This window comes from Micromonospora sp. NPDC049004 (assembly GCF_040649315.1).
Taxonomy (GTDB): Bacteria; Actinomycetota; Actinomycetes; order Mycobacteriales; family Micromonosporaceae; genus Micromonospora.
Window position 1 is genome coordinate 108,007 of record NZ_JBEZFG010000014.1, and the last position, 12,050, is coordinate 120,056.

The 12,050-nt window shown below is 72.0% G+C and carries 8 protein-coding genes; 4 read left to right on the forward strand and 4 right to left on the reverse strand.

Going from position 1 to position 12,050, the window contains the following annotated elements:
• Position 1: 1 nt before the first annotated feature.
• Positions 2 to 1,210, reverse strand: a complete 1,209-nt coding sequence (locus tag AB0B97_RS30775) for an acyl-CoA dehydrogenase family protein (protein ID WP_234581574.1) — start codon at positions 1,208 to 1,210, stop codon at positions 2 to 4.
• The gene (locus AB0B97_RS30780; RefSeq protein WP_357498616.1) at positions 1,210 to 2,289 is read right to left on the reverse strand and encodes a phosphotransferase family protein; all 1,080 of its coding nucleotides are present in this window, start codon (positions 2,287 to 2,289) and stop codon (positions 1,210 to 1,212) included. The genes AB0B97_RS30775 and AB0B97_RS30780 overlap by 1 nt, the downstream gene beginning before the upstream one ends.
• A 203-nt stretch (positions 2,290 to 2,492) precedes the next feature.
• Here AB0B97_RS30780 and AB0B97_RS30785 point away from each other — a divergent pair, with 203 nt between their 5' ends.
• The 3 genes from AB0B97_RS30785 (at position 2,493) to AB0B97_RS30795 (ending at position 6,214) form a co-directional block, all read left to right on the forward strand.
• Entirely contained in the window at positions 2,493 to 4,214 is a 1,722-nt protein-coding gene (locus AB0B97_RS30785; RefSeq protein WP_357498642.1) for a thiamine pyrophosphate-binding protein, read from the forward strand.
• Between the two features lie 142 nt (positions 4,215 to 4,356).
• On the forward strand, positions 4,357 to 5,058 hold the full coding sequence (locus tag AB0B97_RS30790) for an amino acid-binding protein (protein WP_234581576.1): 702 nt from the start codon (positions 4,357 to 4,359) through the stop codon (positions 5,056 to 5,058).
• Positions 5,059 to 5,149: 91 nt separating this feature from the next.
• The gene (locus tag AB0B97_RS30795; RefSeq protein ID WP_357498619.1) at positions 5,150 to 6,214 is read left to right on the forward strand and encodes a GNAT family N-acetyltransferase; all 1,065 of its coding nucleotides are present in this window, start codon (positions 5,150 to 5,152) and stop codon (positions 6,212 to 6,214) included.
• A gap of 24 nt (positions 6,215 to 6,238) precedes the next feature.
• On the opposite strand, the gene AB0B97_RS30800 is transcribed toward AB0B97_RS30795, so the two are convergent.
• Together AB0B97_RS30800 and AB0B97_RS30805 are read right to left on the reverse strand one after the other, a co-directional pair.
• Positions 6,239 to 6,637, reverse strand: a complete 399-nt coding sequence (locus AB0B97_RS30800; RefSeq protein WP_234581579.1) for a VOC family protein — start codon at positions 6,635 to 6,637, stop codon at positions 6,239 to 6,241.
• Between the two features lie 66 nt (positions 6,638 to 6,703).
• The gene (locus AB0B97_RS30805; protein ID WP_357498621.1) at positions 6,704 to 8,269 is read right to left on the reverse strand and encodes an aldehyde dehydrogenase family protein; all 1,566 of its coding nucleotides are present in this window, start codon (positions 8,267 to 8,269) and stop codon (positions 6,704 to 6,706) included.
• Between the two features lie 748 nt (positions 8,270 to 9,017).
• Between AB0B97_RS30805 and AB0B97_RS30810 the strand changes: the two genes are divergently transcribed.
• Complete coding sequence (locus AB0B97_RS30810) at positions 9,018 to 11,915, forward strand: glycoside hydrolase family 9 protein (RefSeq protein WP_357498623.1); 2,898 nt, start codon at positions 9,018 to 9,020, stop codon at positions 11,913 to 11,915.
• The last annotated feature ends 135 nt before the right edge of the window (positions 11,916 to 12,050 follow it).

A 12,050-nucleotide genomic window follows, 5' to 3' on the forward strand; every position in this document is an offset into this window, starting at 1 on the left:
GTCAGGCCCAGCGGCGGAGTTCGCGCTTGGCGAGGGAGTTGCGGTGAACCTCGTCGGGGCCGTCGGCGAGGCGCAGGGTGCGGGTCTGCGCCCAGAGGGCGGCCAGTGGCGTGTCCTGGCTGACGCCCGCGCCGCCGTACCCCTGGATGGCCTTGTCGATCACCCACTCCGCCATCGCCGGCGTGCCGATCTTGATGGCCTGGATCTCGGTGTGGGCGCCCTTGTTGCCGACGGTGTCCATCAACCAGGCCGTCTTGAGCACCAGCAGGCGGGCCTGCTCGATGCGCACCCGCGACTCGGCGATCCACTCCCGGACGACGCCCTGCTCGGCGAGCGGCCGGCCGAACGCGACCCGCTCGTTGGCCCGGCGGCAGAGCAGCTCCAGTGCCCGCTCAGCCATTCCGATCAATCGCATGCAGTGGTGGATCCGACCCGGGCCCAGCCGCGCCTGGGCGATGGCGAAGCCGGTGCCCTCGGCGCCGATCAGGTTCTCCGCCGGCACCCGGACGTCGACGAAGTCGATCTCGGCGTGCCCACCGTGTGAGCCGTCGGTGTAGCCGAAGACGGTCATGCCCCGGCGGACGTGCACGCCGGGGGTGTCCCGGGGGACCAGCACCATGCTCTGCTGGCGGTGCCGGTCGGCGTCGGGATCGGTCTTGCCCATCACGATGAAGATCTCGCAGCGCGGGTCCATCGCGCCGGACGACCACCACTTGCGGCCGTTGATGACGTACTCGTCGCCGTCCCGGACGATCCGGGTGGCGATGTTGGTGGCGTCGGAGGACGCCACGTCCGGCTCGGTCATGCAGAACGCGGAGCGGATCTCGCCCTCCAGCAGCGGCATCAGCCAGCGCTCCTGCTGCGCCTGCGAGCCGAACTCGGCCAGCAGCTCCATGTTGCCGGTGTCCGGCGCCGCGCAGTTGACCGCCTCCGGCGCCAGGTGCGGGCTGCGCCCGGTCAGCTCGGCGAGCGGCGCGTACTGCAGGTTGGTCAGGCCGGCGCCGTAACGCGGATCGGGCAGGAACAGGTTCCACAGGCCGCGCTTGCGGGCCTCGGCCTTGAGCTCGGCCAGCACTGGGGTACGCGACCACGGGTCACCGGCGGCGACCTGCTCGGCGTGCACCGCCTCGGCCGGGTAGACGTGTTCGGTGAGGAACCGGGTCAGCTCGTCGCGCAGCTCCTCGGTCCGGGCGTCGTACGAGAAGTCCATCACCGCTCCCTGGCGGCGGTCAGCCCGTGCGCGACCAGCGGTGCCACCATCTCGCCGATCCGGTCGAAGCCCTCGCCGAGCGTCTGCCCGAGCGTGTGGCGGTAGTGGATGCCCTCGCAGATCACCGCGAGCTTGAAACAGCCGAGCGCCACGTGCCAGTGCAGTGGCCCGACGTCCACGTCGCTGCGCCCGGCGTACCTGTCGATCAGTTCGGCGCCGGTGGGGAAGCCGGCGCGCGGCCCGAGCCCGTCCGCGACCGGGTTGCCCTCGGCCGTGTCGCTGCCGCCGAGGACATCCCAGTACGTCAGGAGCAGTCCCAGGTCGGCGAGGGGGTCGCCGAGGGTGGCCATCTCCCAGTCCAGGACGGCGTGCACGGCCACCGGGTCGGCCGAGGCGAGAAGGTTGTCCAGCCGGTAGTCGCCGTGCACGATCCGGCCGGCGTTCGCACCCTCCGGGGCGGTCGCGGCCAGCAGGTCCCGCAGCTCGTCGATGCCGGGAAGGTCGCGGCTGCGCGAGCGGTCGAGCTGCCCGGCCCAGCGGCGGACCTGCCGGGCGAGGTAGCCCTCGGGGCGGCCGAAGTCGCTCAGCCCGACGGCGGCGGGCTCGACGGTGTGCAGCGCGGCGAGGGTGTCCATCATCGCCATGGCGAGGGCCCGTCGTCGGTCGTCGCCGAGCGGGTCGGTCTGCGCGCGGGTGCGGAACACCTCGCCGGGCATCCGCTCCATCAGGTAGAACGGTGCGCCGATCACATCGGGGTCGGTGCAGAGCAGCAGCGCGCCGGGCACCGGCACCTCGGTGGGCGCCAGCGCCGAGATGACCCGGAACTCGCGGGCCATGTCGTGCGCGGTCGCCAGCACGTGCCCCAGCGGTGGCCTGCGCAGCACGACCTCGCGGTCGCCGATGCGCAGCAGGTAGGTGAGGTTGGACTTGCCGCCCGCGATCAGGTGGGCGCGCAGCGGCCCGGCGGCCAGCTCGGGTCGGTGCTGCGCCAGATGGTCGGCGAGTCGGTCCAGGGCCAGACCCGCGGGTGAGGCCGGAACGGCCGTCGGCCGTGACGCATCGACGGCCGGATCACTCATCCGACTAGTTGATGGCAGGCCGTTCACGTTGTCAAGGTCAGATACGTCTGACGTGTCATCGTCAGCGCTTTGGCCAGGCGATGTGGCGTCGCGCCGGTCGAGCCACCCGGTCGACAATCCCCCATCGTTGCGACATTTGCCCGGATATCGTCTTCATGGCCGGACCGCGGCAGCGGTCTCCGGAGCGGCGGAGGGCGATCGTGGTGCAGGCGAGCGAGGGTACGACGACTGTCGGCGAGCTGTTGCTCAGCCGGCTCCACAACCTCGGAGTACGCCATGTCTTCGGGTTGCCGGGCGACTACAACATGGACTTCCTCGATCAGATCGAGGCGTTCGACGGGATCGAGTGGGTCGGCAGCTGCAACGAGCTCAACGCCGGCTACAGCGCCGACGGATACGCCCGCCTCGCCGGCGTGGCCGCGATCCTCACGACGTTCGGTCCCGGTGAGCTGTCGGCGGTCAACGCCCTCGCCGGGGCCATGGCGGAGTCGGTGCCCATCGTCTCGATCGTCGGCGGTCCGACCGAGGAGATCATGCGGCAGGGCACCTCCATGCACCACTCGCTCGCCGACGGCGACTTCGACCACTGGGTGCGGGTGGCACGCGAGGTGACTGTCGCCCAGACCTCGCTGACCCCGCAGAACGCGCTGGGAGAGGTCGACCGGGTGCTCACCGAGTGCTGGTCGCAGCAGCGTCCGGTCTACGTCCGGATGCCCGGCGACGTGGCCCACGCCGAGATCGCCGTGCCGGGGCGACCGTTCACCCGCCCCGAGCCCGTCGTCTCGCCCGGACAGCTCGACGCCTTCGCCACCGCCGCCCGGCGGCTGCTCGCCGGTGCCGAGCGGCCCGCCCTGCTGGTGGGGAACCTGCCGATCCGCTTTGACCTCGGTGCCGCCGTCACCGCCCTGGCCGCCGAACGGAACTGGCCGGTCGCCGCGCAGTCGCTGGGACGGGGACTGCTGGACGAGTCCGACCCCCACTACGTGGGCGCCTACAACGGCGGTGACAGCGTCGACGAGGTCCGCGCGGTGGTGGAGGACGCGGACGCGCTTGTCTGCGTGGGCGCCACGTTCTTCGACTGGGACGGCCTGTTCACCGCCGACATCACTGTGGACCGGGTCATCAGCCTGCACCGCGACGCCGCCGTCGTCGCCGGCACCCGCTTCGCCCCGGTCGCCCTGCCGGCGGCGCTGCGGTGCCTGCACGAGATCGCCCCGAACCGTACGGCGGAGTGGTCACGCGCGCCGCTGCTGGTGGCCGACCCGCCCGCACTCGATCCGTCGAGCACCGAACCGATCCGGCAGGCACGGCTCTGGCCGGCGATCCAGCGGATGCTCCGCGAGGGGGACATCTTCGTCCCGGAGACCGGCACCCCGTCCTTCGGCACGGCGACGATGCGCCTGCCCGCCGACGTCACAGTCGTGTGGCCGCCCATCTGGGGCTCGATCGGCTACGCCACCCCGGCCGCCTTCGGTGCCGCGGTGGCGGCGCCGGATCGACGGACGGTGCTGGTCACCGGCGACGGATCACTGCAACTGACAGTGCAGGAGATCAGCCGGATGCTCGCCACGAACCAACGCCCGATCATCATCGTGGTCAACAACGGCGGCTACACCGTCGAACGGGCTGTCGACGGGCGGCACCAGCCGTACAACGACATCGACAACTGGCGGTACACGGATCTGCCGGCGGTGTTCGGACGGGACAGGGGCTTCACCGCCCACGTCGCCCGTACCGAGGGCGAGCTGGCCGCCATCCTGGCCGGCATCGACGGCCCCCCGGCCCAGTTGACACTCATCGAGGTGGAGACCGACCCACTGGACCTGCCCACCGGCATGCCCCAGTGGGGCCGGGAGACGTCCGCCGCCGACTACCACGCACAGCTCGCCTCCACACCGGTTCTGCCCCTGGGCGGGCTCCCCTGAGCGTCGGCGTCCGGTTCCACCCCGTAACCAGCCGCCGGAATTTCCGCTCGGGACATGCCTCTGCAACAGGGACGAAATGGTCAACATGCAGGCTGTGAGCAGCCTGCCGGCCGTCGCCGGCCCGCCGAGCGGAGGGACAGACATGTTGCTGCGAGTTCGGGTCACCCTGCCGGACCGTCCGGGCACCCTCGGCCAGGTCGCCCGCACGTTGGGTGTCTCCGGCGCGGACATCGTCCAGGTGGTGGTCCTCGAACGTCTCGGCGGGCGCGCGGTGGACGACTTCACGGTCGTGTGGCCGGGCGCGGCACGGGTCGAGCGTCTGCTGGCCGGCCTCGCGGCGATTCCCGGCGTACGGGTGGACGGCGTGTGGCGGGCGATCGGTGCGCCCACCACCACCGGCCAGGACGCGGAGCTGCTGGCGCAGGTCGCGGCCAACCCGGCCGACGGGCTGGCGACCCTGGTCGACGCGGTGCCGGGGCTGCTGGCGGCCGACTGGGCGGTCGCCGCGGTGGTCCCGGTGGACTGGGCGTCACGCACCGGGGGCGGTGGCGCCACAGTGGGTCACGCGAGCTGGCGTGCTCCCGTACCCGTGCGGTTGCCCGAGGTGACCCCGCTGCGCGGCCGCTCGATGACCACACCCGACGGCACCCACCACGCGATCGCCCCGTTCGGCCGGGCCGGCCTGGTGCTGGTGGTGGCCCGTGAGCACAGCGACACCCTCTGCGCGGCGGGCTTCCACAGCACGGAGGTCGACCGGCTCACCCAGCTCGTCCGGGCCAGCGCGGTGATTCTCGGCGACCGACTGGACCTGGTCGGCGCACCACCTGTCGTCGCCGGCCCCTGAGCGGCCCCTGGGTGTTCCCGGGCCGACACGGCCGAGCAATCGGGCGGCAACAGCCGGGGGCGAGGCTCTGACGTGGGGAAGGGAGCCAACCATGACGTTGTGGCGGATCCGAGCGACAGTGGACGACCGGCCGGGTTACCTGTCGGTGCTCACCGCGAGTCTCGCGCTGCGCGGGGTCAACATCCTCACCGTGCAGGTGCAGCCCACCGAGCTGGGCGCGGTGGACGACTTCCTGGTCGACGCGCCGGACGCGCTCGACGAGGCCGAGCTGGTCGCGGCCGTCGAGCGGGGTCGTGGCCGGGACTGCTGGGTGGCGCGCAGCGAGGCGCGCGGCCTGGCCGACCAGCCGACCCGGGTCCTCGGGCTGGCCAACCGGCTGGTACGGGACCCGGACGCGACGGGCGAGGCACTGCGGACCCTGCTGGCTGCCGACGACGTCAGCTGGAGGCCGGCGTCGGTAGGCGTCGACCGGGGGATCATCGGCACGAGCATGTCGCTGGCGGACCCGGCGGGTGGCTCCTTCGCGCTGCACCGGGCCGCGCCCGCGTTCACCCCGGCGGAGTACGCCCGGGCGCAGGCCCTGGTCGAGCTGGCCGCCACAGTGGTCCGTCGGGCCGCCGAGCAGGTCACGCTGGTGCTGCCCGACGGTGTCGAGGTGGCCGTGCGCCCGGCCTGCGCCGACGACCTGCCCGGCGTACGGGAGCTGCACGAGGGGTGTTCGACGCGCAGCCGGCAGCGGCGCTACCTGGGCGGGGCGGCGCTGCCGCGGCCGGACCGACTGCGTCGGTTGCTGGAGCCGAGTCGCGGGCTGACCCTGGTCGCGGTGGCCGCCGGCTCCGACGGTGCGGCCGAGTCGGTGGTCGCCATGGCGAATCTGCTCGGCGAGGGCGACGAGGCCGAGGTGGCGCTGCTGGTGCGCGACGACTGGCAGCGGCGCGGGCTCGGCACGGCGTTGTTGCGCCGGCTGGTTCAGCACGCCGACGGGGCGGGCTACGCGGCGTTGATCCTGCACGTCCAGGCCGAGAACGCCCCGATGCTGCGTACCCTGCGCCGGCTGGGCCGACCCAGCTCGACCGAGCGTGAGGGCTCGCTGCTCACCCTGACCGTCCCGCTCACCGCACAGCGGAAGGGCATCGTGTTGTCGCCCGGCGCATGACAAGGGACCTCTCTCGACAGCGCGTCAACGCGTGGAGGGTTGGCGGCGGCCGGACAGGCAGAACCGGTTGCCCTCCGGGTCGGCGAGGACCACGTACGGCGGTTCGGTGGGGTGGGGGTCGGTGGGGTAGTGCCGCCAGTCCACCCGCTGGGCGCCGAGCGCGAGCAACCGGTCGAGCTCCTCGTCGAGGCTGCGCTCGCCGGCGTCCAGGTCCATGTGGAGCCGGGGAAACTCCTGCACCGGGCTCTCGCTGAGGTCCATCGCGACGGCCATGCCCGGCGCACCTGGCGGCGGCTCCAGCACGATCCACTCGTCACCGTCGAATCGGGGCGCCCGGCGGCGGTAGCCGAGCGCCGCGGCCCAGAACCTCGCTGCCCGCTCGGGGTCGGACACGCCCAGGGAGAGCTGTTCGATCATCGCCATCTCGCGACGGTACGCCGCCGGTCCCCTGTTGGACGCGCCCGGCGTCGACAGGGGACCCGCACGGCCTCAGGTGGCGGGGTAGCTGTTGTAGTCGGGGAAGTTGCCGTAGAGGCGACCGGCGCCGCCGACGGTGACCGCCTGCACCAGCAGGTCGCCGCCCACGAACGCGCCCTTCCAGGACGCGCCCCGGCCGCCGAACGGCTCGTCCCGGTCGCCACGGGAGCGCGGCTTGTTGATGCCCACCTTGAATGCCTGCAGGTCCACCGCGAGCTTGCCGGCCTCGTCGGTGTCGTCGCAGGCCAGCGACGCGACGAGCGCGCCGTTGGAGGCGTTCATGGCGGCCAGCAGCTCGTCGGTGGTGTCCACCACGACGATCGTGTCGACCGGGCCGAACGGCTCGGCGTGCATCAGCCGGGACCGGCCGGGCGGGGCGAGCAGCACCGACGGCGCCACGTACGCGGAGGTGTCCTGCCCGGGCAGGAACGGCGCACCTGTCAACTTGCCCCGGTGCAGCGGCACCGCGCCGCCGCGGACCGCCTCGTCGACCGTGCGGCGCAGCTCGTCGGCCTTCGCGGCGCTGATCAGCGGCCCGAAGTCCAGCTCGGGCAGCGGGTCGCCGGCCGTCCAGTCGTCCCCGACTGCCAGCGGGTGACCGAACCGGACCGACCGCACGACCGGCAGGTACATGTCGAGGAACTCGTCGACCAGGTCGCGCTGCACCACGAACCGGGGGTACGCGGTGCAGCGCTGCTTGCCGTACTCGAAGCCCTTCTTCAGGTGCGCGGCGAGCAGGTCCCACTGGGAGAAGTTCCAGATGCCCCAGGCGTTGAGGCCCTCCTGCTCGATGAAGTGCCGCTTGTCGCTGTCGAGCAGCGCGGCGGCCACCTTGCCGCCGTTGGAGCGACCGCCGACGAACGCCACCGCACCGATCTCGGGTGCCCGGACGAGCACCTCGGACAGCTCCTCGCCGCCGCCGGAGACGAGGGTGGCGGGCAGCCCGGCGCGACGCATCAGCGCGTGCGCGACGGTCAGGCAGACCGCGCCGCCCTGGGACGGGGTCTTGGCGATGACCGCGTTTCCGGCCAGCAGTTGGACCAGCTCGGCGTGCACGAGGACGCTCATCGGGTAGTTCCAGGAGGCGATGTTGCTGACCGGGCCGTCCAGTGGCTCGCGACCGTCGGCGAGCATCCGGTCGATCTCGCCCACGTACCACCGGACGCCGTCGAGTGCGCGGTCCACGTCGGCGCAGGCGAGCCGCCACGGCTTGCCGATCTCCCAGACGAGCAGGAGCGCGAGCAGGTCACGGTGGGCGCTGAGGGCGTCCAGGGCGTCGCAGACCCGGGCCTTGCGGTCGTCCAGAGGGGTGCGCGCCCAGGCCCGGTGCGCGGTGGCGGCGTGTGCGACCGCGGCGCGGGCGGTCTCGGCGTCGAGTCGGGACAGGTTGATGACGACGTTGTTGTCGACCGGGGTGCGGACCGGCGCGGGGTGGCCGACCGCCCGCCAGTCGCCTTCGACGAGGTTGTGCAGCGTGGTGACGCCGTCCACCTCGGCGCCGAACGCCTCCGGGGTGGCGGCGACCGCCCGGGCGAGGACGTCGGACCAGGCGGTGCCGTCGGCGAGTCGTAGTGCCATCGCGTTCTCCTCAGGGTTGACCGGGGAGCGGCGGCGTCGACGGCACCGCTGATGGTCGGTACTGTCCCGCGCGCGGTAGTCGGTCAGCAACCGTACGTTTGTCTGGCTGGCTGTCGGCCGCTCCGAGTCGCCCGATGGTCGACTCGCGACGAAGGGCCCTGACCAGCGGCTACCTCACACGACTTATTGACACGGATCGATGATGTGAGGTTGTTGGCTTTGTTACCCGTCAGTACGGAAGGCGGGTCCGGGAACCTCCGACGTCACGGAGCGCGAGGCATGCGAAACGCCCACGACGACCCCGGAGCGATGTCCGGAACCGGTCGTGGGCGTTCGTCGGTGACGGTGGCCGTGCGGACGGCCGCGCGCGTCAGGCGCCGACGCAGTGGCATGAGGAATCCTCCGGGATTGGTCGAGGGGGCCGCCCATGATCCATGTGAGGGGCCTGCCGATGGCTCGGCCAACCGGTCTGAGCTGGGACGACGTCTCGGACGGGAAGTGCCTTCCGGGTCGACCTTCCGGGCCGGCGTGCGCGTGTCGCCGTAACGGTCCCGAGTGCTGCGGCGCTGGCGCGCAACCCGGGCTTCCCATTCGACGACGTGCACATTACATTGTCGTTTATCCATGGGAGCGCTTCCACGGCTGTTCATGGTCACACCGCCACCCCGCTGTCGCCGGTGGCCGTGCCGCCCCCACGCCGTCCCGCGTCGGTGCGACCGCCGGCGGCGCCTCCGAACAGGAGCCCTTCATGCGCCACCTGACCCGGCCGTCCACCGGCCACCCCGGCCGGTCGCCGGTCGCCGACCAGCCCTGGCCCCGGCGGTTGCTGACCGCCGGCGTGGCCCTGCTCACCGGGCTGTCCCTCGCGGTCACCGCGCCGCCGGCCGGGCCCGCGTCCGCCGCGCCGGCCTTCAACTACGCCGAGGCGTTGCAGAAGTCGCTGCTCTTCTACGAGGCGCAGCAGTCGGGCACGCTGCCGGACTGGAACCGGGTCTCCTGGCGTGGCGACTCCGCGCTCACCGACGGGGCCGCCGCCGGGCTGGACCTCACCGGCGGCTGGTACGACGCCGGCGACCACGTCAAGTTCGGCTTCCCGATGGCGTTCAGCGCCACCATGCTGGCGTGGGGCGCGGTGGAGTACCGCAGCGGCTACGCGGCCTCCGGCCAACTGCCGCACCTGCTCAACAACCTGCGCTTCGTCAACGACTACTTCATCAAGGCGCACCCGTCGGCCAACGTCCTCTACGGGCAGGTCGGCAAGGGCGACGACGACCACAAGTGGTGGGGCCCGGCCGAGGTGCTGCCGATGGCGCGGCCCGCGTACAAGATCGATGCGAGCTGTGGCGGCGCGGACCTCGCGGGAGAGACGGCCGCCGCGATGGCCGCCTCCTCGATGGTGTTCCGGCCCACCGACGCGACCTACGCGGACAAGCTGCTCACCCACGCGAAGCAGCTGTACACCTTCGCCGACACGGTGCGGAAGTCCTACAGCGAGTGCATCACCGACGCCGCGTCGTTCTACAAGTCGTGGAGCGGCTGGCAGGACGAGCTGGTGTGGGGCGCCATCTGGCTCTACCGGGCCACCGGCGACGCCAGCTACCTGGCCAAGGCCGAGAGTGAGTACGACAAGCTCGGCACCGAGCCGCAGTCCACCACGCGCTCCTACAAGTGGACCATCGCGTGGGACAACAAGCAGTTCGGCGCGTACGTGCTGCTGGCCAACCTGACCGGCAAGCAGAAGTACGTCGACGACGCCAACCGGTGGCTGGACTACTGGACCGTCGGGGTGAACGGGCAGCGGGTGCCGTACTCGCCCGGTGGGATGGCGGTGCTCGACTCCTGGGGCGCGCTGCGCTACGCGGCCAACACCTCCTTCGCCGCGCTGGTCTACAGCGACAAGACCACCGACACGACCCGCAAGGCGCGCTACCACGACTTCGCCGTCCGACAGATCAACTACGCGCTCGGCGACAACCCGCGCAACTCCAGCTACGTCATCGGGTTCGGCACCAACGCACCGAAGAACCCGCACCACCGCACCGCGCACGGGTCCTGGTGGGACAGTCAGACCGTGCCCGTCGAGACCCGGCACACCCTCTACGGCGCGCTGGTCGGCGGCCCGTCCTCGGCCAACGACGCGTACACCGACAGCCGGTCCGACTACGTGATGAACGAGGTCGCCACCGACTACAACGCCGGCTTCACCTCGGCGCTGGTCCGGCTGACCTCCGAGTACGGCGGCAGCCCGCTTGCCAACTTCCCGGTCGCCGAGACGCCCGACATGGACGAGCTGACCGTGGAGACCACCGTGATGCAGGCCGAACCCCGGGCCACCGGGCTCAAGGCGATCATCTACAACAAGTCGGCGTTCCCGGCCCGGGCCCTGACCAACGGCAAGTTCCGGTACTACTTCCGGCCCGACGGCACCGGCGCCGTGCAGGTCACCTCCGGCTACACCCAGGGCTGCCCGTCGCCGACCACCGCCAAGCAGTTCAGCGGCGACATCTGGTACGTCGAGGTGGACTGCACCGGCTACACCATCGCCCCGGCCGGGCAGTCGCAGCACCGGATGGAGGTCCAGTTCAAGATCGGGGTGCCGGAGGGCGGCACCTGGGACCCGACGAACGACCCGTCGTACCAGGCGACCGCCGGGCCCAACCGCAAGGTTCCGCTCTACGCCGGCGGGGTGCGGGTCTGGGGCGAGGAGCCCGGACCGGCCACCCCGGACACCACCGCGCCCACAGTGCCCGGCACGCCCGTCGCGTCCGGCCTCGCGCCCCGCTCGGTCACCCTGACCTGGGCGGCCTCCACCGACAGTGGCGGCAGCGGCCTCGCCGGCTACGACGTCCGCGAGGTCCTGGTCGGCGGCGACACGGTGGTGAACCGGCCCATCACCGGCACCACGCTCACCATCTCGACGCTGCTGCCGGAGCACACGTACGAGTACAGCGTGGTGGCCCGCGACGGCGCCGGCAACCGGTCGGCGGCCTCCCCGGTGCTCACCGTGACCACGCCGCCGACCGGGTCCGCCGACACGACAGCGCCGAGCACCCCCGGCACCCCGGTCGCCTCGGCGGTCACCGCCACCGGCCTCACCCTGGCCTGGACCCCGTCGACCGACAATGTGGGCGTCACCGGCTACCGGGTCTACCGCGAGGCCGGCGCCACCGACGCGCTCGTCGGCTCGCCCAGCGGCAGCACGCTCGCCGTCACCGGGCTGACGGCCTCAACGGCGTACCAGTTCTACGTGGTGGCCGTCGACGCGGCAGGCAACACCTCCGCGGCGTCCGCGCCGGTCGCGGTGACCACCGCGCCTCCGCCGGTCGGCGGCACCTGCTCGGTGGGGTACGCCACTACCGACTGGAGCGCCGGCTTCACCGCCACGGTGACGATCACCAACACCGGCACGACGGCGATCAACGGCTGGACGCTGCGGTTCAGCTTCCCCGGCGGGCAGACCGTGAGCCAGGGCTGGTCGGCGACGGTCAGCCAGACCGGTGCGGCGGTCACCGCGACGAACCTGTCCTACAACGGCACGATCGCGCCGGGCGCGTCGGCGAGCTTCGGCTTCAACGGCAACCACACCGGCACGAACCCGAAGCCCACGGCCTTCACCGTCAACAACACCGCCTGCACCGTGGGCTGATCCGCCGAACGTTCGAGATCTTGGACAGTTTCCGTTCAACCGGCGGGCTCAACCGGTGGTTGCAACACCGAGTAGCTGGGCCATTTTCTCACCGGGGGTGGCCCAGCCGAGGGTCATGCGGGGGCGGTCGTTGAG

Coding starts and splice junctions, on each gene's coding strand:
- AB0B97_RS30780 (WP_357498616.1), bottom strand. CDS start 2,289: ATGAGTGATCCGGCCGTCGATGCGTCACGGCCGACGGCCGTTCCGGCC.
- AB0B97_RS30810 (WP_357498623.1), top strand. CDS start 9,018: ATGCGCCACCTGACCCGGCCGTCCACCGGCCACCCCGGCCGGTCGCCG.
- AB0B97_RS30800 (WP_234581579.1), bottom strand. CDS start 6,637: ATGGCGATGATCGAACAGCTCTCCCTGGGCGTGTCCGACCCCGAGCGG.
- AB0B97_RS30805 (WP_357498621.1), bottom strand. CDS start 8,269: ATGGCACTACGACTCGCCGACGGCACCGCCTGGTCCGACGTCCTCGCC.
- AB0B97_RS30790 (WP_234581576.1), top strand. CDS start 4,357: ATGTTGCTGCGAGTTCGGGTCACCCTGCCGGACCGTCCGGGCACCCTC.
- AB0B97_RS30775 (WP_234581574.1), bottom strand. CDS start 1,210: ATGGACTTCTCGTACGACGCCCGGACCGAGGAGCTGCGCGACGAGCTG.
- AB0B97_RS30795 (WP_357498619.1), top strand. CDS start 5,150: ATGACGTTGTGGCGGATCCGAGCGACAGTGGACGACCGGCCGGGTTAC.